We start from the raw sequence: 19,735 nt of genomic DNA on the forward strand, positions 1-19,735 counted from the left end.
TTGCAGCCCTTTCGCGACACAAGGCCGCTCCCACATTGATCGGCGTACGCAGGCCTTTTGTGGGAGCGGCCTTGCGTCGCGATAGGGGCGCAAAGCGCCCCCGGCTGTTCTGAATGGGCACAGTGTAACGGCCAGGCAACCAAATCGCGCGAACATGGTCTCAGCCAGCTATAGTTGCTGCCCTCACGTACACGCTGCCAAAGAGTTCCTACTCCATGTTCAACAAAGGATTGTTGCTGGCCTGCGCGCTGGCTTTGCTCAGTGCCTGTGACTCTTCCACGCCGGACAAACCGGCACCGGCCGAGAAACCGGTGGCCACCGCGCCCGCCGAAGCCCCCGCCGCCAAACGCGAAGACCCGGCCGTACTGGCCAAGCGCTACGAGGGCCGAGAGCTCACGGTGCTGGATGTTTCCGAAGTGCAGCTCGACGGCGCTGCCACGCTGTCGATCAGCTTCTCCGCGCCGCTGGATGCCAAGCAGGACTTCACCAACAAGGTCCACCTGGTCGATACCGTCAAAGGCAAGCTCGACGGCGCCTGGGAGCTCTCCGACAACCAGATGGAGCTGCGCCTGCGTCACCTGGAGCCGCAGCGCAAGCTGGTGCTGACCGTCGACAAGGGCCTGCTGGCGGTCAACGGCAAGCAGTTGGATAGCGAGTCGATCACCCGCCTGAAAACCCGCGACATGCAGCCGACCATCGGCTTCGCCAGCCGCGGCTCGCTGCTGCCCACGCGCCTGGCCGAGGGCCTGCCGGTAATCGCCCTGAACGTCGACAAGGTCGATGTCGAATTCTTCCGCGTCAAGCCGGACATGCTCTCGACCTTCCTGGTCAACTGGGGGCGCAACAGCAGCCTGTACTACTACCAGTCCAAGGAAACGCTGGACATGGCCGAGCTGGTCTACAGCGGCCGTTTCGACCTCAACCCGGCGCGCAACACCCGCGAGACTGTGCTGCTGCCGATCGCCGGTATCAAGCCGTTGCAGGAGCCCGGTGTGTACCTGGCGGTGATGCGTGCCTCGGGCACCTACGACTACTCGCAACCAGCAACCCTGTTCACCCTCAGCGACATCGGTGTGTCTGCGCACCGCTACCGTGATCGCCTCGATGTGTTTGCCCAGGCCCTGGAAGGCGGCAAGGCAATGAACGGCGTCAACCTGGAAATCCATGACGACAAGGGCAAGCTGCTGGCCCAGGCCACTACCGATGGCAAGGGCCATGCCCAACTGCCGATCACGCCCAAGGCCGATACCCTGATCGCCACCCAGGGCGTGCACACCACGCTGCTGCGCCTGAACACGGCAGCGCTGGACCTGGCCGAATTCGACATCACCGGGCCCCAGGCCAACCCGCTGCAGTTCTTCATCTTCGGTCCTCGTGACTTGTATCGCCCCGGCGAGACGGTGCTGCTCAACGGCTTGCTGCGCGACCAGGATGGCAAACCGGTCAAGGCTCTGCCAGTGAGTGTGGAAGTGCGCCGCCCAGACGAGCAGGTCAGCCGCAAGTTCGTCTGGGAAGCCGATACCAATGGCCTGTACCAATACCAGTTGCAGTTGGCAGGCGAGGCGCCGACCGGCCGCTGGCAACTGCTGCTCGACCTGGGTGGCGGGCGCAAACAGGTATACGAATTCCTCGTCGAAGACTTCCTGCCCGAGCGCCTGGCGCTGGAACTCAAGGGCAGCAGCAAGCCGCTTTCACCTGACGAGGATGCGCGAATCCAGGTCAATGGCCGTTACCTCTACGGCGCCCCGGCCGCCGGCAACCGCTTGAGCGGCCAGGCCTATGTGCGCCCGTTGCGCGAGGCAGTGCCGGCGCTGCCTGGCTACCAGTTCGGCTCGGTCACCGAAACCGAGCTGAACCAGGACCTGGAACTGGACGAAGTCACCCTCGACCAGGCCGGCAAGGCGGTGATCGATATCGAAAGCCGCTGGGCCGAAGCCCGCTCCCCGTTGCAACTGACCGTGCAGGCCAGCCTGCAGGAGTCCGGTGGCCGGCCGATCACTCGGCGCCTGGAGCAACCGATCTGGCCAGCCGAGCGACTGCCAGGCCTGCGTGGCTTGTTCGATGGCGAGGAAACCGACAGCGATGGGCCGGTGGAATTCGAGTTGCTGGTGGCCGACCGTGACGGCAACAAGCTGGCGGCCAACGACCTCAAGGTGCGGCTGATCCGCGAGCGCCGCGACTATTACTGGAACTACTCGCAGAGCGATGGCTGGAGCTACGCCTACAACGAGAAATTCCTCACCCAGAGCGAAGAGACCGTCAGCGTCAAGGCTGGCGCCACTGCCAAGCTGAGCTTCCAGGTGGAATGGGGCCCGTACCGCGTCGAGTTGGAAGACCCGCAGACCGGCCTGGTGTCCAGCGAGCGCTTCTGGGCCGGCTACCGCGCCCAGGACAACGCCGAAGGCGGCGCGGTGCGCCCGGACCAGGTCAAGTTGGCGCTGGACAAACCGTCCTACGCCGACGGCGCGACTGCCAGGGTCACCGTCACCCCGCCCGCCGGCGGCAGCGGCTACTTGATGATCGAGTCCAGCGATGGCCCGCTGTGGTGGCAGGAGATCGACGTACCCGCCGAGGGCAAGACCTTCGATGTGCAATTGGACAAGGCCTGGGCCCGCCACGACCTGTACCTCAGTGCGCTGGTGATCCGCCCCGGTGAACGCAAGGCCAACGCCACGCCCAAGCGTGCAGTAGGCGTGCTGCACCTGCCGCTGGACCGCGCCGAGCGCAAGCTGGCGCTGAGCCTGCAGGCACCGGAGAAGATGCGCCCGAAACAACCGTTGACCGTGAAGGTCAAGGCAGCCAATGCCGATGGCAGTGTGCCCAAACAGGTGCATGTGCTGTTGTCGGCGGTGGACGTGGGCATCCTCAACATTACCGATTTCAAAACCCCCGACCCGTTCGCCAGCCTGTTCGGACGCAAGGCCTACGGTGCCGACCAGCTGGACATTTACGGCCAGCTGATCGAAGCCGGCCAGGGCCGCCTGGCCAGCCTGGCGTTCGGCGGCGATGCGGCCATGGCCAAGGGCGGCAAGCGCCCCAACACCTCGGTGACCATCGTCGCCCAGCAGAGCCTGCCGGTGACCCTGGACGACAAGGGTGAGGGCCAGGCCACGGTCGATATCCCCGACTTCAATGGCGAGCTGCGGCTGATGGCCCAGGCCTGGACCGAAGAGCACTTCGGCATGGCCGAAGGCAAGACCGTGGTCGCCGCGCCGTTGATCGCCGAGCTGTCGGCGCCACGCTTCCTGGCCGGTGGCGACCGCACCAGCCTGGCGCTGGACCTGGCCAACCTGTCGGACCGTGCCCAGCAACTGAATGTCGAGATCAGTACCGAAGGGCAAGTTAGCCTGGCGGCCAATGCCATGCACAACGTTGCTTTGGTCGAAGGCCAGCGCTCGACGCTGATGATTCCGGTGCAGGCCCAGGGCGGCTTGGGGCAGGGCAAGGTGCATGTGCGGGTCACGGGCTTGCAATTGCCGAACGAGCCGACCACTGCGTTCGAGCGTGAGTGGACGCTGGGTGTGCGCCCGGCCTACCCGGCAATGCTCAAGCACTACCGCGTGGCCTTGAAGGACCAGCCATGGACCCTGCCCGAAGCAGACCTGGCCGCCTTCGAACCTGCCGGCCTGGAAGCCAGCCTGGCCTTGTCGAGCCGGCCGCCGCTGAACCTGGCCGAGCAGATCCGCGCCCTGGAAGCCTACCCCTACGGTTGCCTGGAGCAGACCACCAGCGGCCTCTACCCGTCGCTGTACGCCGATGCCGACAGCCTCAAGCGCCTGGGCATCAAGGGTGAGCCGGCGGATGTGCGCAAGCGCAAGATCGAAATGGGTATCGAGCACCTGCTGGGCATGCAGCGCTACAACGGCAGTTTTGGCCTGTGGAGTTCGGACAGCGAAGAAGAGTACTGGCTGACGGCCTATGTCACCGACTTCCTCTTGCGTGCCCGTGACCAGGGTTATGGCGTGCCGGCCGAGGCAGTGAAGAAGGCCAGCGAGCGCCTGCTGCGCTACCTGCAGGAGCGCAACCTGATCGAAGTCGACTACAGCGAGAACGCCGACCACACCCGTTTCGCCGTGCAGGCTTATGCGGCGCTGGTGCTGTCGCGCAGCCAGCAGGCGCCGTTGGGTGCCTTGCGTGGCTTGTTCGAGCGCCGCGCCGATGCCCGCTCTGGCCTGCCGCTGGTACAACTGGCAGTGGCGCTGGACAAGATGGGTGACAAACCGCGTGCCGAGCAGGCCTTGCAGGCAGGCTTGGGCATCAGCCGCGGCAAAGGCTGGCTGGCCGACTACGGCAGCGCCTTGCGCGACCAGGCGCTGATCCTGGCGCTGCTGCAGGAGAGCAACCTGGCCAGCAGCCAGGTCGACCAGCGCCTGTTCGCCTTGTCGGATGAGCTGGCGGCCAACCGCTGGCTGTCGACCCAGGAGCGCAATGCCCTGTTCCTCGCCGGCCGTGGCCTGCTGGGCAAGCCGGAAGGCAAGTGGCAGGCACGCCTGGACAGTGCCGGCGAGGTGCGCGAATTCAACAACGCCGAGTCTGGCATGAAGCTGGAAGGCCCGTTGCTGGTCTCGCCGCTGACTGTGCAGAATGAGGGCAGCGAAACGCTGTACCAGCAACTGACCTTGTCGGGGTACCCACGCCAGGCGCCTGTGGCCAGTGGCAACGGCATGCAGATCCGTCGCGAGTATCTGGGCATGAATGGCCAGCCGCTGGACCTGCACAACTTGCGCAGTGGTGACCTGGTGCTGGTGCATCTGGCGCTCAAGGCCGAGAACCGCGTACCGGATGCGCTGGTGGTGGACTTGCTGCCGGCAGGCCTGGAGCTGGAAAACCAGAACCTGGCGCAAAGTGCCGCCAGCCTGGACAACGCCAGCAGCGCGGTGAAGGAATGGCGCGAGTCGATGCAGAACGCCAGCGTGGTGCATCAGGAGTACCGCGATGACCGGTATGTCGCTGCGCTCAAGCTCGACGGCTACGGCACCACCCACCTGCTGTACCTGGCGCGGGCGGTGACCCCAGGCACTTACCGTGTGCCACCGCCACAGGTCGAGTCGATGTACCGGCCGAACCTGCAGGCCGTGGGGGATGGGCAGGGGGAGATGACTGTAAAGGCCCGCTAAATCCCTGCTGTGCGCGGACTATGTGGGAGCGGCCTTGTGTCGCGAAAGGGCCGCAAAGCGGCCCCAGCGATTCAAGCAGCGGAGCTGAAAATCTGGGGCTGCTGCGCAGCCCTTTCGCGACACAAGGCCGCTCCCACAGGTCCGCGCTGGCCGTTCAATGTCAATGAATCACCCAACTCATCACCCACAACCCCAGCACCAGCCAGATGATCCCGAGAATGATCGAGGCGCGCATGAACGCGCGGATCGCCGAGTACAGCAGCATCAGACCGATGATCAAGGCCAGGATGCTGACCAGCGAGGTGTCCATGCCCAAGGTGCGCGCCAGGCCGTCGATGAAATTGCCACCGGCATTGGCCAGCAGGTTGAACAACCCGCTCAATGCGTCGACGATGAAGCGGATCAACGACCCCAGTGCCTGGCCCAGCCACTCGAAAAAACCTTCTACATGCATAGTTGCTTCCTGATGAACGAATCGGCGCGCTTGCCGTTCCCAAGCCTTTGGCCATCGATTGGCCAGATCGGTTCCCGATGCCAAGCTTAGCGCGGCCACGCACGCGTGCAGGCAAGCTGTTGCGTGCCACCGTGGCCGGCATGCTGGTGCTGTTCGGCCTGCTATGGCTGGCCGACCGCCTGTGGCCGTTGCCCATGCCCGGTGACGACCTGGCCCGGGTGGTGCTGGCCGAGGACGGCACGCCATTGTGGCGCTTTGCCGATAGCGACGGGGTATGGCGCTATCCAGTCAGCCCCGACGAGGTTTCGCCGCTGTACCTGCAGGCCCTGCTGACCTACGAGGACCGCTGGTTCTACAGCCACCCAGGGGTCAATCCACTGGCCCTGGCCCGCGCTGCCTGGCTGAACCTGCGGGATGGGCGGGTGGTGTCGGGCGGCAGCACGCTGTCGATGCAGGTGGCCCGCCTGCTCGACCCGCATGACCGCACCCTAGCCGGCAAACTGCGCCAGCTCTGGCGCACGGCGCAGCTGGAATGGCATCTGTCCAAGCGCGAAATCCTGCAGATCTACCTGGACCGTGCACCGTTCGGCGGCACCCTGCAGGGCGTAGCAGCCGCAAGTTGGGCGTACCTGGGCAAGTCGCCCATGCATCTGACGCCGGCCGAAGCGGCGTTGCTGGCGGTGCTGCCTCAGGCACCCAGCCGGCTGCGCCCGGACCGCCATCCCGCGCGCGCCCAGCGTGCCCGCGACAAGGTGCTGCAACGCCTGGCCGAATACCAGGTATGGCCTGCCCGGCAAATCCGCGAGGCTGCCGAGGAACCGCTGCTGCTGGCACCACGCCAGGAGCCGGCCCTGGCACCCCTGCTGGCCCGGCGCCTGAACAGTGCCAACAGCCCGCCGCTGATCCTTACCACGCTCGATGCTGCGCTGCAGCGGCGCCTCGAAGACTTGCTGCTGGGCTGGCGTGCGCGGCTGCCAGAACGCACCTCCGCAGCCATTCTGGTGGTTGAGGCGCAGAGCATGGCGGTGCGTGCCTACCTGGGTTCGATCGACCTGGCTGACGAGCGCCGCTTCGGGCATGTGGACATGGTGCGCTCGCTGCGCTCGCCCGGCTCCACCCTCAAACCGTTCCTCTACGGCATGGCGCTGGACGATGGCCTGATTCATTCCGAATCGTTGCTGCAAGATGTGCCACGCCGCTATGGCGACTATCGCCCCGGCAACTTCTCCATGGGCTTCAGCGGGCCAGTGTCGGCCAGTTCGGCACTGGCCCTGTCGCTCAACCTGCCGGCGGTGCAGTTGCTCGAGGCCTATGGCCCGAAGCGCTTCGCCGCGCAGCTGCGTATGGCGGGCATGCCACTGATACTGCCGCCCCTGGCCGAGCCCAACCTGTCGTTGATCCTCGGTGGTGCTGGCAGCCGCCTGGAGGACCTGGTGGGCGGCTACGCGGCGCTGGCGCGGGGTGGCAACAGTGCGCGGATGCGCCTGCAACCGCAGGACCCGCTGGTCGAACGTCGTCTGCTGTCGCCGGGGGCCGCGTGGATCATCCGGCGCATCCTCAGCGGTCAGGCGCGGCCCGACCGCGACCCGCATGCCGAGTTGGTGCAGCGCCCGCAACTGGCCTGGAAGACTGGCACCAGCTATGGCTTTCGTGATGCCTGGTCGATCGGCGTGGGCCCGCGGTACCTGATCGGCGTATGGATCGGTCGCCCCGATGGCACGCCGGTGCCCGGCCAGTTCGGCCTGGCCTCGGCAGCGCCGCTGATGCTGCAGGTACACGACCTGCTGAGTAACCGTGACAGCCAGCGTGGCATCAGCGTGCCGGTGGAGCGGGTGCCGGGGAATGTCGGGGTGGCAGCGATCTGTTGGCCGCTGGGCCAGCCGATGAACAAGCAGGACCCCAACTGCCGGCGCCAGCGCTTCGCCTGGACCCTGGACGGCACCACGCCGCCGACCCTGCAGGCCGCCGATCAGCCGCTGGGCCTGGGTTTGCGCGAAAGCGTGTGGGTCAATGACCAGGGGCTGCGAGTGGATGGCGCTTGCCCGGGCGCCAAGGCCCGCGACATTGCCCTGTGGCCGGCGCCGCTGGAGCCTTGGCTGCCCCGCGTCGAGCGGCGTGCAGCGCGCCTGCCGGCCATCGACCCGGCCTGCCCGCCGCAGGTGCCAGCCAGTGCGCCACCGCTGTCGATCGTGGGCGTGCGTCCGGGTGACCACCTGCGCCGTCCGGCCACCAGCAGCGAGCCGCTGCAGCTGCATGTGTCGGCCTTGGGCGGTGGTGGGCGGCGCTGGTGGTTCCTCAATGGCCAGCCATTGGGTGAAACCCAGGGGCAGGACAGCCTGCTGGTGCGCTTCCAGCAGGTTGGGCAGGCCGAGCTCAGCGCGCTGGATGAAAGTGGCGAGACGGCGCGGGTGGCGTTCCAGGTCAGTGAGTAGCGGTTCGACGGCGGCCGGGCCAGCACCTACGCTTGCAAGTGACGGGTGTGACCGGCTGGTGCCCCGCGAACCAAGGGAACATGGAGCGCCCTATGCGTCCTCTGGCCGTGCCCCTGTTGTTGCTGCCTTGGGCGCTTGCGGCCCATGCCGAGCCATTGCCGGGCTTTCTCGACAGCCATGAGTACGAACGGCGCCTGCTCAGCGCCAACCTGCCGATAGACGCCTACCGCCCCGTCAGCCCAGCCCTGCGCCTGGCCGCGCCGACTGCCGACAGCATTGGCTGGGAGCCTGCGGATACCCGCCTGGTACTGCATAAAGTGCGCTTCGAAGGCGGCACGGTATTCCCCTTGAGCGACCTGCGTGAACACTACCAGCCGCTGATTGGGCGCGAGATCACCCTAGGCGAGCTGCAGCGGTACACCCAGCGCTTGACCCAGCGCTATCGGCAGGAAGGGTACCTGCTGTCGTATGCCTACCTGCCACCTCAGGATTTGGCCGATGGTTGGGTCGATGTGGTACTGGTCGAGGGCTATATCCATGATTACCGGTTGGACGGCGACATCGGCTCGGCCAGTTCCTATCTGCAGCAGTTGTTGGCGCGCCTTGAAGCCGAGCGGCCGCTGACCCGGGCAACGCTGGAGCGCTACCTGGGGCTCGCCGAGCGCATGCCTGGTGTGGCAATCGCTGCCGAGCTGGGTATGGCGCAGGCCGCTGATGGTGCCGCCCGGCTGACCGTGCATGCGCGCCGCAAGCCGCTCAGCGCCGCTGTTACCGTGGCCGATGGCAACCATGACGACGCGCAGGGGCTGTTCACGGTAACCAGCAACGCCCAGACCCGCTTTGCCGAACAGCTCAAGGCCAGCCTGCTGCTGCCCCCAGGGGATGACCAGGTCCATTACCAGCGGTTTGACTACAGCCAATACCTGGACGCTGCCGGCAGCCAACTGCTGCTGTCGGCTTCACGTTATCGCAGCGAGCCCGGCACGCGTATTCGCCTGGACGATGGCAGTGACATCACCCGCAAGCGCGACAGCCAGCGCTATGCCATCGGCCTGCGCCGGCCGGTGATCGTCAGGCCGGATGAATGGATGGCGGTACAGGGGCACTTGTATTCGGTCAGCGAGCACTCCGATGTCCAGCTGGACGGGCAACCATCGTTGCGGGATGACGATACTTACGTGCGCGCGCTGTCATTCGAAGGCGACTGGCGCAAGGTGGACGGTCGTCGTCTGCGTATTGTCAGTGCCGGGGTCTATCAGGGCCTGGATTACCTGGGGGCACGTAGCGATGCGGACTACGATCTGGATTTTCTGCGGCTGCGGCTTTCCGGGTTGCAGAGCGACAGGCTGTCGGGCAACTGGCAGGGGATGGTGTCTGGCGCGTTGTACTGGAGCGATGACCGGCTGCCTGACAGCGAGCGGGCGGGGTTTGGCGGGCAGAGTTTCGGGCGTGGCTATCCGCGTGACCAGGCGGACGGGGACAAGGGGTGGGGCGTGGCTTACGAGTTGAGCTACAGCATGCGGGATAGCTGGCTGGCGCTGGTGCAGCCCTATGCAGTAGTGGACACGGCACAGGCCTGGCACAACCGGGGGCCGGTGGAGGACGCCCATTTGGCCTCGGTGGCGCTAGGGCTGCGGTTGGGGGACGGGCGCTTGTTCAATGTGGCGCTGGAGGTGGCCAAGCCGCTGGCGGATGTGGCGTTGGATAGCCGGGACCGTGGCCCACGGTTGACGTTGACTGTTGGCGTTCAAATGTAGGGGGCGCAGCCCAGATCCCTGTGGGAGCAACTGTCTTGTATTGCCTGGACTGGCCTCATCGCCAGCAAGTCGGATCGCCGCACCGCAGCTCCCACAGGTACTGCACAGGGCTTGAGGCCTATGCGGTCGAGGTGGGAGCTGGCTTGCCGGCGATCACCGGCGCAGCCGGTGCCATATACCGCGTCGTCTGCTTCGCGGGCTTGCCCGCTCCCACAGGGACCGCATAATGCCGGGCTTGTGCGATCTCTGTGGGAGCGGCCTTGTGTCGCGATGGGCTGCGAAGCAGCCCCAGAATCTTGGAACCACTCGCTCAATGGGTAGTGAACCGCTGATGCACCGGCGACGAGCTGGGCGTCAGCGCCAGTGCCAGCTGGGTGCGGTTGTGCATGTGGGTCAGGCGCAGTACCTGTGACACATACAGCTTCACGGTGTTTTCGGTAATGCCCAGTTCACAGGCGATCTGGTAATTGGTCTTGCCCTTGCCCACCAGGCGCGCCACTTCCAGTTGGCGTGGCGACAGTTTCTCGAAGGCTGCAGGCAGCTCGCTTTCACTCTCTTCCACATCGCTGGCACGCCGGTGGGTACCCTGGCCACGGGCTTTTTCCAGCTCCTGGTAAAGCTCGTCCACCGACTCGGCCAGCTCGTGCAAACGCTGGTTCAATCCGCCCAGGGCGCGGAAGTTGCGTTGGCGCTCTTGCAAGGCTTCTTCCTGGCGGCGCACGCCCTCGAGCAGTTCATCGAGGTCCATGGGTTTTTGGTAATAATCGGCAAAGCCCTCGCGCAGTGCCCGGATCACGTCCTGTTTTTCGGCACGGCCGGTCAGCATGATCGCTTCGAACATGCGTTGCCCGGCGATTTCCTTGAGGGCGCGGACCAGCTCGATGCCATCGCGCCCGGGCATATGCAGGTCGCAGATGATCAGGCCAATGGCCTCGTCGGCCAGGAAGCGTTCGATGGCTGCGTCGGCGGAATGGGCGGGCAGGCAGTGGTAACCCTGGGTTTCGAGAAATTCACACAGCTGTTCGACGATCAATGGTTGGTCATCGACCACCAATACCTTTACTTCACTGAATGGTCTGGACACGATCAACTCCCTGTTCGTATGCGGCCCTGCTCCCGGGCGAGACGCTCTGGCAGGTTAAAAATAGTCGCACTCGGGAACATGTACAAAGTATCGGACCACAGGGGTGTTCATTGGATCCATACAGCGGTGAGAAGAAAACCGGTGAGTACATAGGGGACGAAAGCCTGCTTGTCACCCATCTCTTCGGTCAGGGCCTGCAGACGCTTCTTCACCTTGGGGTTGAGCAGGGTCCACAGGCGCCGGCGGGTGAGCAGCCACACCAGTACAGTGACACCCGCGCCGATGAAGGTGCCAAGCACGTATTGTGGGCTGGTGGCCAGCGCCAGGGCGCCCATCAGCTTGACGTCGTCGGCGCCGAAACGGCCGAGCATGTAGCCGGGCAGGGTTAGCAGCATGACGATGGCCAGCGCCCAGCCGGCATCGCTGGCATCGGCGCCGATCCAGCTGTGGCCGGTGACGAACAGCCAGACCAGGGCGCAGGTGGCCATGCCCAGGGTGAGCATGTTGGATATCTGGCGTTGACGCACATCCTGTTCGGAGCACAAGGCAAGCCACAGCAGGAGAACAATGCTTTGCATTGGCAGGTCACCCTTCCCAAATGTTGAACACTTCTACCCGGTCAGTCAGGTTTCCTTAAGTGAAGATAGACGGGAACGTGCGGGCAAGTGGGCTGGGAAGGGCAAAAAGGCGTGCTTGGAACGGGATTTGTCGCAGCTGGCATCAGCCTATCAGGGCCCTATCGCCGGCAAGCCAGCTCCCACCTCGACCGCATAGGCCTCAAGCCCTGTGCAGTACCTGTGGGAGCCGGCTTGCCGGCGATGGGAGCTGAGTGGTTATTGCCTGCTGCCTGGCGGGTAGTTGGCCAACACCTTGGCCACGGTATTGCGGATGGCGCTGTTGCGTTCTTCCGGGCTTGGCGGGTAGTTGTTCATGATCTGCTCGGCACTGCCGCGCCACACCAGCTTGCCGTCACGCCCATCGAACATGTCGACCTGAATGGTGGCGACCTTGTAGTCGACACTGCGGGTTTCGTTGTACATCGGCCCACCCCAATAGCCGCCCCAGTAGCCTCCCCAGCCACCGCCGTAGTTGGTGGTGATCTGTTGCTGGCGCTGCTCGACGATCAGGTAGGCGCGCACGCCCAGGTCAGGCCGTGCACCACCTTGTACCGGGCGCAGGCCGCGCTGGTCGAGCTGGTCGGCGACCGCCTGGCGAATACGCTGCTCGGTGAGGTCGCTCTTGATCCGTGGGTCGTCCGGACGGTACTGCAAGCCCGGCTCCTGCCACGCCCAGCTACGGTAGGCGGCAAAGTCGCGGCTGGCATCGAAATCCTGCTGGACGTTGCTGCTGGAGCAGGCGGCGAGCAATAGCGCGAATGACAGTAGAACGAGACGGCGCAACATGGTGGTTCTCCGTTAGACGTTAACTAGGAGGATAGCCGCTGAGTGCTTTGTGCACAGAGTCGCGCAGGGCGCTTTCGCGTTCGCGCGGCGAGTCCTTGTCGCTGCCGCTTTCGGCGCTGGCGCTCCATACCGGTTGGCCGTCGCGGGCGTCGTACAGGTCGATGCGCACCACCATCACCTCCACTTCGTAGGTGCGCACGATGGGCACGCTGGCATAGCCCCCATAGCCATGGCGGTAGCCGCCATAGCCGACACCGCCGTAGGGGTACGGGCCGTAGTAGGGGTCGTAGCTGTCGTAGTCACGCACCTGGCGCAAGCGCTTTTCCAGGCGCATGTCGGCGCTGACCAGCAAGTCGCCGGGGCCACCCCGGGCGGGGCGCAGGCCATGCTGGTCGAGCGCGCTGCTGACGGCATCGGCCAATTGCATTGGGTCGGCATTGGCCGAGCCACTGGGCAACTGGCCGTTGCGCCAGCTCCAGCTGCGGTAGTGCCCGTAATCACGGGCAGGTGCCGGATAGGCACTGGCATCGAAGGTGCTGGCCGCCTGGGCAGGGGCCGGTGGTAACGGGCGGCTGCTGGCCACATACGGGTTGCTGCCCTGGCAGGCGGCCAGGGCCAGCGGCAACAGGGCCAGGCACAATAGACGGTACGGCATGTATTCCTCCCGGCGGGCGGGTCAGCGGGGGCGGCAGACCCAGTGCAGGTAGCGGCCGAGCCCGGCGAAGCTGGGGTGGCGACGGTAGGCCAGTTCCATTTCCAGCAGGTCGAGCAGCTCGGCCTTGCCCTGGAATTCCTTGGGCATATAGTCGTGGAACACCCTGACGCCACTTTCACTTTCGACCTGCCACATAGGACCAAGTTGCGCCTTGAGCTCGCGTGGATCAAGCGGTTTCTGCGGGGTCAGGCTCTGCTTTTCACCTTCCAGCCGGTTGCTGCGCAACTTGCGGAAATGGCCCTTGAGCAGGTTGCGATAGACCAGTGCGTCGCGGTTGTAGAAGGCCAGCGACAACCACCCGGAGGGGGCCGTGAGTTGGTGCAGCACTGGCAGGATGCTTTCGGGTTCGGCCAGCCATTCGAGTACGGCGTGGCACAGCACCAGGTCGTAGGGTTCGGTCAGCTGGCCGAGCAGGTCTTGCCAGGGCGCCTGGATGAAAGTGGCGGTTTGGCCGGCTTCGGCAAAGCGCGCCCGCGCGCCGTCGAGCATCGGTGCGGCGGGTTCGGCCAGGGTCAGCTGATGGCCGCGCTGGGCCAGCCACAAAGCCATGTGGCCCAGTCCGGCACCGATGTCGAGGATGCGCAGCGGGCGGTCGGGCAGGGCCTCGGCCAGGTCGGCCTGCAGCACGGCCAGGCGGATAGCGCCCTTGGCACCGCCGTAGATCTTCTCGGCAAAGCGGGTGGCCAGCTCATCGAAATGACGGTCGTTCATCGAGCGAAGCGCCTCTCGCTGTCGGCCAGCTTGGCCCGCACCACCTGGTCCATGTCCAGGCCCAGCTCGCTGCACAGCAGCAACAGATAAAGCACCACATCGCCGATTTCCTGGCCTGCGTGGGCTAGCTTGTCGGCGGGCAGTTGGCGCGATTCGTCTTCGCTCAGCCACTGGAAGATTTCCACCAGTTCGGCCATTTCGACGCTGGCGGCCATGGTCAGGTTCTTCGGGCTGTGGAAGCCGCGCCAGTCGTTGTTGTCGCGGATCTGGTGCAGGCGTTGGGTGAGTTCTTGCAGGTTCATCGGGGTCTCCTAATGCTGCATAGCTTCTGCGCAGGGCCGATGCAAAGCAAGGGGGCCGCTTTGCGGCCCATCGCGACGCAAGGCCGCTCCCACAGGGTGGCACCAGCATCAAGCCTGGCGCGGTACCTGTGGGAGCGGCCTTGTGTCGCGAAAAGGCTGCGCAGCAGCCTCACGATCTACAGGGGACCCCAGCGCCCGACCATATGCAGCACCCCACCATGCCCATCCAGCCTCAGTTCACCCTCGGGCCCCGCCGCACTGGCGCTGAGCACCACCTCCGACGGCAACCGCACCGGCTTGCGGAAGTCCACCTCGAAGGCATAGCCACTGTGCGGCAGGTGCCCGCGCAATGCGGCCAAAGCCATGGCCTTGGTCCACATGCCATGGGCAATGGCCGTAGGGAAGCCGAACAACCGTGCACTGACCGCGCTGAGGTGGATCGGGTTGTAATCCCCGCAAACCTTGGCATAACGCCGGCCGATATCACTGTCGGCGTACCAGCGGGTCGCTTCCGGCAATGAGTCCGGCTCAACTTCGCCAGGCAGCTCTGGCGCGCCTTCCAGCTTCAGCCCCCTCACCAACATGCGGCTGGTTTCGCGCCAGAGCAGGCCGATGCCGTCTTCGGCCTCGGTGACCAGGTCGAAGGTGCCGCCCTTGGCATGCGGCTGCAGGTTGTGCGCATACACCGCAAAGCGCAGCCCTTCGATAGCGCCGAGCGGGCGCAGCACTTCGATGCGGTTGTGCAGGTGTACCAGGCCGAGCAGCGGGAAGGGGAAATCGTGGGCAGTCATCAACTGCAGCTGCAGGGTAAATGCCATGACATGGGGATATGTGCCCGGCAGGCGGCCATCGTCGGGGAAGTGGCAAAGCCGTCGATAGGCGCCCAGGTTATCCGGTTGCACCTGGATAAAGCAGCGCAGGCCGTCCTCCGGCAGCCGGTCGCCGCTGATCGAGCGCTTGCTCGCCGCACGCAGGTACAGGCTGGCGCGGGAAGCTGGGCTGTGCAGGTCGTGCCAGGGTCGGTTCATGCTCAAGCCCCCATCAATGCTTGGCCGCACACCCGCAGCACCTGGCCGTTGACCGCCCCGGAACCGGGTTGGCTGAGCCAGGCGATGGCCTCGGCGACGTCCTGCGGGCGACCGCCCTGGCCCAGCGAACTCAAGCGCCGCCCGGCCTCGCGCAGGCCCATGGGCATGGCGGCGGTCATGTGCGTTTCGATGAAGCCGGGGGCCACGGCATTGATGCTGCCGCCCCGTTCGGCAAGCCGTGGCGCCCAGGCCTGGGCCAGGCCGATCAACCCGGCCTTGCTCGCAGCATAGTTGGCCTGCCCGCGGTTGCCGGCGATGCCGCTGACCGAAGCCAGCAGGGTGATGCGCGCGTCTTCCCCCAGCGCACCGTTGTCATACAGCGCCTGGGTCAGCACCTGGGGCGCCTTGAGGTTGACCGCCAGTACCGCGTCCCAGTATTCCGGGGTCATGTTGGCCAGGGTCTTGTCGCGGGTGATGCCGGCATTGTGCACCACGATGTCGATGCCGTCCGGCAGGGCTGCGAGCAGTTGCGCTGGCGCGTCGCTGGCGCAGATATCCAGTGGCAATGCCTTGCCGCCGAGGCGCTCGGCGAGGGCGTCGAGGTCCTGGCTGGCCTGCGGCACGTCGAGCAGCAGCACGTCGGCGCCGTCCCGCGCCAGGGTTTCGGCGATGGCTGCGCCGATGCCGCGCGCGGCGCCGGTGACCAGGGCGCGACGGCCAGCCAGCGGGCGGGTCCAGTCCTCGACCTGGCTGGCGCAGGCTTCCAGGCGCAGTACCTGGCCGGAGATGAAGGCACTTTTAGGCGAGAGGAAGAAGCGCAGGGCACCTTCCAGCTGGTCTTCCGCACCGGGGCCGACATACAGCAACTGTGCGGTGGCGCCATTGCGCAATTCCTTGGCCAGCGAGCGGCTGAAGCCTTCGAGGGCGCGCTGGGCAATGCTGGCCAATGGGTTGTCGAGGCTTTCTGGTGCGCGGCCCAGCAGCAGTACATGAGCGCACGGCGCCAGGCTGCGTAGCAGTGGCTGGAAAAATTCGCGCAACTGCTTCAGTGCATCGCTGTCGGACAGATGACTGGCATCGAATACCACGGCTTTGATTTTCGGCCCCAGGCCTGCCACCCAGGCTTCGGCCTGCAGGTTGTCGGCATTGAAGCTGTAAACCTCGTCGGTCAGACGCGGGGCGATGGCTTCGACCTGGCTGGCCAGTGGCCCGCCACCCAGTACCAGGGCCCCTTCCACCGGGCGCAGGCGGCCGGCCTGCCAGCGCTCCAGCGGCGCCGGGCGTGGCAGGCCAAGGGCGTCCACAAGGCGGCGGCCGAGGTTGGAGTTGGCAAAACCGAGGTAGCGATCGCTCATGAGTGGGTCTCCCGAAAGGCAAGCTTGAAAGTGTGGACCAACTTTGTGGCAAGGTCGTTCGAACGCGGTAAAAACACCTAGGCTGTACCAATCAAATTTGTTACAGGAGGAACCAGCGCATGCGTTCACCTTGCCGGGTCGCGATCCTGGGCGGCAACCGAATCCCTTTCGCCCGTTCCAATGGTGCCTACGCCACGGCCAGCAACCAGGCGATGCTCACCGCCGCCCTCGAAGGGTTGGTTGAACGCTATCGCCTGCATGGGCTGCGCTTGGGTGAGGTGGTGGCCGGTGCAGTGCTCAAGCACTCGCGCGACATGAACCTGACCCGTGAATGCGTGCTGGGTTCGCGCCTGGCGCCGCAGACCCCGGCCTATGACATCCAGCAAGCCTGTGGCACGGGCCTGGAGGCGGCGCTGCTGGTGGCCAACAAGATTGCCCTGGGGCAGATCGACTGCGGCATCGCCGGGGGCGTGGACACTACCTCCGATGCGCCGATAGCGGTCAACGAAGGCTTGCGCCACATCCTGCTACAGGCCAACCGTGGCAAAAGCCTGGGCGAGCGGCTCAAGCCGTTCCTCAAGCTGCGCCCGCACCACTTGAAACCCGAGTTGCCACGCAACGGCGAACCGCGCACAGGGCTATCGATGGGCGAGCATTGCGAGCGCATGGCCCAGGCCTGGCACATTGGCCGGGTCGAGCAGGACGAGTTGGCGTTGCTCAGCCACCAGAAGCTGGCTGCCGCGTATGCCGAGGCTTGGCAGGATGACCTACTGACACCGTTCTTGTCGTTGACCCGCGACAACAACCTGCGCCCCGACCTGACCCTCGAGCAGTTGGCCAAGCTCAAACCGGCCTTCGATCGCAGCGGCCAGGGCACGTTGACGGCGGGCAATTCCACGCCGCTGACCGACGGCGCTTCGCTGGTGTTGCTGGGCAGTGAAGAGTGGGCCGCGCAGCAGGGGCTGCCGGTGCTGGCCTACCTGGTCGATGGCGAGACCGCTGCGGTGGATTTCGTCACTGGCCGCGAAGGGCTGTTGATGGCGCCGGTGTATGCGGTGCCGCGTTTGCTGGCGCGCAATGGCCTGACATTGCAGGACTTTGACTATTACGAAATCCACGAAGCCTTTGCCGCCCAGGTGTTATGCACGCTCAAGGCCTGGGAGGATGCTGATTACTGCCGCGAGCGGTTGGGGCTGGATGCGCCGCTGGGGGCGATCGACCGCAGCAAGCTCAACGTCAAGGGCAGCTCGCTGGCGGCCGGGCATCCCTTCGCGGCCACCGGGGGGCGGATATTGGCCAACCTGGCGAAGTTGCTGGCAACGGCGGGGAAGGGGCGGGGACTGATTTCGATCTGTGCGGCGGGTGGGCAGGGGGTGACCGTGATCGTCGAGCGATAGGTACTTGTAAAAATTGCATTGGCTTCTTCGCGGGCTTGCCCGCTCCCACAGGCAAAGCGCAGCTTTCGGATGCGGTAATTTACCTGTGGGAGCGGGCGGGCCCGCGAAGAAGGCAGCACAGATGTCACGGTCATCGCCCTCAGCTGTTAGGCTTGTCTGGTCAGAACTACAAGAAACCGTCATGCCGATCATCGGACATCCCCGTGCCATCCCGGCGCTGGACCACTTGCCCAGGCCCCTCTATGCCCGTGCCGAAAGCCTCGGTGCCGGCTCCTGGACCACTCGCCACCAGCACGACTGGGTGCAGTTCTCCTACGCCATCAGCGGCGTACTCGGCGTGTATACCCGCGACGGCAGCTACTTCGCGCCACCGCAATGGGGGGTGTGGATCCCTGCCGATGCCGAACACGAAGTGGTGACCTCGATGCAGGCCGAGATGCGCAGCCTGTACGTGCGCCGGGATGCCTGCCCGTGGGCGCCGGAGCAATGCCGGGTGCTGGAGGTGACCCCACTGGCGCGCGAGCTGATCAAGCAGTTTTGCCTGTTCCCTGCGGATTACCCGGAGGGTGACAGCGCCGAGGCGCGCCTGGTGGCAGTGCTGCTCGACCAGTTGCGCACCTTGCCCGAGGTCGGGTTTTCGCTGCCGTTGCCGCGCCACCCAGGCTTGTTGGCGCTGTGCAATGGCTTGATCGCCGCACCAGACCAGCCGCAGACCTTGCAGCAATGGGCGCGGCAGCTGGGCTGCTCGGAGAAGACGCTGATGCGGCTGTTCCAGCGGGAGACCGGTTTGAGTTTCCGTAACTGGCGCCAGCGCATGCGGCTGTTGTCGTCGCTGGCGTTGCTGGAGGCGGGGGAGAATGTGACCGAGGCGGCGCTGGGCTGTGGATATGATTCCACTTCGGCCTACATTGCGGCGTTCAAGCAGTTGTTCGGGGCTACTCCGGGGGAGTTGAAGCTTTAGTGATTGGTTGCCTGTACCGGCCCTATCGCCGGCAAGCCAGCTCCCACAGGTATTGCACAGACCCTGAGGGCTGCAGAGTCTAGTGGGAGCAACAGTCTTGTATTGCCTGGACTGGCCTCATCGCCAGCAAGCCAGCCCCCACAGGTACTGCACAGGGCTTGAGGCCTATGCGATCGAGGTGGGAGCTGGCTTGCCGGCGATAGGGCCGGTACAGGCAAAGTGGCAATCAGGTACGGAACCTGCGCACCAGCGCATCCAGTTCATTGGACAACCCGGCCAGGCTCTCCGAGTCCACGCGCGCCGCCTGGGCCAGTTCGGCCACCAGTTGTGCATCCCCGTGAATCTGGCTGATGTGCCGGTTGATGTCCTCGGCCACCTGGTGCTGTTCCTCGGCTGCTGTGGCGATCTGCGTGTTCATGTCGCGGATCACGTCCACCGACTCACGAATCTGCCCGAAGCTGTCGCGGGCCAGGCCGATGCGGCTCACCGATTGCTGCGAAACCTCCAGGCTGGCGTGCATCTGCGTGGCCACTTCGGCGGTGCGGCTGGCCAGGTTGCCCAGCAGGCCGTCGATTTCGGCGGTGGAGTCGGCCGTGCGCTTGGCCAGCGCCCGCACTTCGTCGGCCACCACGGCAAAGCCACGGCCCTGTTCGCCGGCGCGGGCCGCTTCGATGGCGGCGTTGAGGGCCAGCAGGTTGGTCTGTTCGGCAATCGAGCGGATGGTGCCGAGGATCGACTGGATGGCGTTGCTGTCACGCTCCAGCTGCTGGATCGACTGCGCCGATTGTTCGATCTCCTGGCTCAGGCGATCAACGCTGTGCACGGCGGCATCGATCTGCTGCTGGCCTTCGCGGGCCTGTTGCTGGCCACTGTCGGCCGACTGCGCCGCCTGGCTGCAGGAGCGCGCCACTTCGTTGGCGGTGGCGACCATTTCGTGGAAGGCGGTGGAGACCATATCCACTGCTTCGCGCTGGCGGCCTGCGGCTTCGGCCATGTCGCTGGAAACCCGGGTCGAGCTG

15 protein-coding genes are annotated in these 19,735 nt (G+C 65.4%); 5 read left to right on the top strand and 10 right to left on the bottom strand.

Translation table 11 applies throughout. From position 1 onward, the window contains the following. The first annotated feature begins 215 nt into the window (after positions 1 to 215). The gene (locus tag TZ03_RS09630) at positions 216 to 5,117 is read left to right on the top strand and encodes an alpha-2-macroglobulin family protein (RefSeq protein WP_051097322.1); all 4,902 of its coding nucleotides are present in this window, start codon (positions 216 to 218) and stop codon (positions 5,115 to 5,117) included. Positions 5,118 to 5,277: 160 nt separating this feature from the next. Here TZ03_RS09630 and TZ03_RS09635 read toward each other — a convergent pair whose 3' ends face one another. After that, the gene (locus tag TZ03_RS09635) at positions 5,278 to 5,571 is read right to left on the bottom strand and encodes a hypothetical protein (protein WP_009685776.1); all 294 of its coding nucleotides are present in this window, start codon (positions 5,569 to 5,571) and stop codon (positions 5,278 to 5,280) included. Between the two features lie 77 nt (positions 5,572 to 5,648). Between TZ03_RS09635 and pbpC the strand changes: the two genes are divergently transcribed. Further along, positions 5,649 to 8,003, top strand: a complete 2,355-nt coding sequence (gene pbpC / locus TZ03_RS09640; RefSeq protein ID WP_051097324.1) for a peptidoglycan glycosyltransferase PbpC — start codon at positions 5,649 to 5,651, stop codon at positions 8,001 to 8,003. 92 nt (positions 8,004 to 8,095) lie between these two features. Continuing rightward, the gene (locus TZ03_RS09645) at positions 8,096 to 9,760 is read left to right on the top strand and encodes a ShlB/FhaC/HecB family hemolysin secretion/activation protein (RefSeq protein ID WP_051097325.1); all 1,665 of its coding nucleotides are present in this window, start codon (positions 8,096 to 8,098) and stop codon (positions 9,758 to 9,760) included. A 310-nt stretch (positions 9,761 to 10,070) separates the two neighbouring features. On the opposite strand, the gene TZ03_RS09650 is transcribed toward TZ03_RS09645, so the two are convergent. From TZ03_RS09650 to TZ03_RS09685, 8 genes are all read right to left on the bottom strand, one after another. Next, positions 10,071 to 10,844 carry a response regulator transcription factor gene (locus TZ03_RS09650; RefSeq protein WP_051097376.1) on the bottom strand — a complete coding sequence of 258 codons (774 nt, stop codon included), beginning with the start codon at positions 10,842 to 10,844 and terminating at the stop codon, positions 10,071 to 10,073. 107 nt (positions 10,845 to 10,951) lie between these two features. Then, positions 10,952 to 11,422: a prepilin peptidase gene (locus TZ03_RS09655; RefSeq protein WP_051097327.1), complete on the bottom strand. Its 471-nt coding sequence runs from the start codon at positions 11,420 to 11,422 to the stop codon at positions 10,952 to 10,954. Between the two features lie 255 nt (positions 11,423 to 11,677). Continuing rightward, complete coding sequence (locus TZ03_RS09660; RefSeq protein WP_051097329.1) at positions 11,678 to 12,247, bottom strand: DUF4136 domain-containing protein; 570 nt, start codon at positions 12,245 to 12,247, stop codon at positions 11,678 to 11,680. 19 nt (positions 12,248 to 12,266) lie between these two features. Next, positions 12,267 to 12,902, bottom strand: coding sequence for a DUF4136 domain-containing protein (locus TZ03_RS09665; RefSeq protein WP_051097330.1), 636 nt, complete (start codon positions 12,900 to 12,902; stop codon positions 12,267 to 12,269). Between the two features lie 21 nt (positions 12,903 to 12,923). Next, positions 12,924 to 13,673, bottom strand: coding sequence for a methyltransferase domain-containing protein (locus TZ03_RS09670; protein ID WP_051097332.1), 750 nt, complete (start codon positions 13,671 to 13,673; stop codon positions 12,924 to 12,926). After that, positions 13,670 to 13,975, bottom strand: a complete 306-nt coding sequence (locus TZ03_RS09675) for a MazG-like family protein (RefSeq protein ID WP_051097335.1) — start codon at positions 13,973 to 13,975, stop codon at positions 13,670 to 13,672. The genes TZ03_RS09670 and TZ03_RS09675 overlap by 4 nt, the downstream gene beginning before the upstream one ends. A gap of 176 nt (positions 13,976 to 14,151) precedes the next feature. Further along, positions 14,152 to 15,003 (bottom strand): MaoC family dehydratase, encoded by an 852-nt coding sequence (locus TZ03_RS09680; protein WP_051097337.1) that lies wholly within the window; start codon positions 15,001 to 15,003, stop codon positions 14,152 to 14,154. Between the two features lie 2 nt (positions 15,004 to 15,005). After that, positions 15,006 to 16,358, bottom strand: a complete 1,353-nt coding sequence (locus TZ03_RS09685; protein WP_051097339.1) for a 3-oxoacyl-ACP reductase — start codon at positions 16,356 to 16,358, stop codon at positions 15,006 to 15,008. Positions 16,359 to 16,477: 119 nt separating this feature from the next. Between TZ03_RS09685 and TZ03_RS09690 the strand changes: the two genes are divergently transcribed. Both TZ03_RS09690 and TZ03_RS09695 read left to right on the top strand, forming a co-directional pair. Next, a complete protein-coding gene (locus TZ03_RS09690) occupies positions 16,478 to 17,755 on the top strand; it encodes an acetyl-CoA C-acetyltransferase (RefSeq protein ID WP_051097340.1) in 1,278 nt (425 codons plus the stop codon). Positions 17,756 to 17,936: 181 nt separating this feature from the next. Then, positions 17,937 to 18,716, top strand: coding sequence for an AraC family transcriptional regulator (locus tag TZ03_RS09695; RefSeq protein WP_051097341.1), 780 nt, complete (start codon positions 17,937 to 17,939; stop codon positions 18,714 to 18,716). Between the two features lie 226 nt (positions 18,717 to 18,942). On the opposite strand, the gene TZ03_RS31930 is transcribed toward TZ03_RS09695, so the two are convergent. Beyond that, positions 18,943 to 19,710 carry a methyl-accepting chemotaxis protein gene (locus TZ03_RS31930; protein ID WP_414860304.1) on the bottom strand — a complete coding sequence of 256 codons (768 nt, stop codon included), beginning with the start codon at positions 19,708 to 19,710 and terminating at the stop codon, positions 18,943 to 18,945. Positions 19,711 to 19,735 lie beyond the last annotated feature (25 nt).

This window comes from Pseudomonas sp. 10-1B (assembly GCF_000935045.1).
In the GTDB taxonomy this organism is placed as follows: Bacteria; Pseudomonadota; Gammaproteobacteria; order Pseudomonadales; family Pseudomonadaceae; genus Aquipseudomonas.

Bases quoted from the DNA above. Each gene is read 5' to 3' on its own strand.
- TZ03_RS09630 (WP_051097322.1), top strand. From the start codon at position 216: ATGTTCAACAAAGGATTGTTGCTGGCCTGCGCGCTGGCTTTGCTCAGT.
- TZ03_RS09635 (WP_009685776.1), bottom strand. From the start codon at position 5,571: ATGCATGTAGAAGGTTTTTTCGAGTGGCTGGGCCAGGCACTGGGGTCG.
- pbpC (WP_051097324.1), top strand. From the start codon at position 5,649: ATGCCAAGCTTAGCGCGGCCACGCACGCGTGCAGGCAAGCTGTTGCGT.
- TZ03_RS09645 (WP_051097325.1), top strand. From the start codon at position 8,096: ATGCGTCCTCTGGCCGTGCCCCTGTTGTTGCTGCCTTGGGCGCTTGCG.
- TZ03_RS09655 (WP_051097327.1), bottom strand. From the start codon at position 11,422: ATGCAAAGCATTGTTCTCCTGCTGTGGCTTGCCTTGTGCTCCGAACAG.
- TZ03_RS09660 (WP_051097329.1), bottom strand. From the start codon at position 12,247: ATGTTGCGCCGTCTCGTTCTACTGTCATTCGCGCTATTGCTCGCCGCC.
- TZ03_RS09665 (WP_051097330.1), bottom strand. From the start codon at position 12,902: ATGCCGTACCGTCTATTGTGCCTGGCCCTGTTGCCGCTGGCCCTGGCC.
- TZ03_RS09670 (WP_051097332.1), bottom strand. From the start codon at position 13,673: ATGAACGACCGTCATTTCGATGAGCTGGCCACCCGCTTTGCCGAGAAG.
- TZ03_RS09675 (WP_051097335.1), bottom strand. From the start codon at position 13,975: ATGAACCTGCAAGAACTCACCCAACGCCTGCACCAGATCCGCGACAAC.
- TZ03_RS09680 (WP_051097337.1), bottom strand. From the start codon at position 15,003: ATGAACCGACCCTGGCACGACCTGCACAGCCCAGCTTCCCGCGCCAGC.
- TZ03_RS09685 (WP_051097339.1), bottom strand. From the start codon at position 16,358: ATGAGCGATCGCTACCTCGGTTTTGCCAACTCCAACCTCGGCCGCCGC.
- TZ03_RS09690 (WP_051097340.1), top strand. From the start codon at position 16,478: ATGCGTTCACCTTGCCGGGTCGCGATCCTGGGCGGCAACCGAATCCCT.
- TZ03_RS09695 (WP_051097341.1), top strand. From the start codon at position 17,937: ATGCCGATCATCGGACATCCCCGTGCCATCCCGGCGCTGGACCACTTG.
- TZ03_RS31930 (WP_414860304.1), bottom strand. From the start codon at position 19,710: ATGGCCGAAGCCGCAGGCCGCCAGCGCGAAGCAGTGGATATGGTCTCC.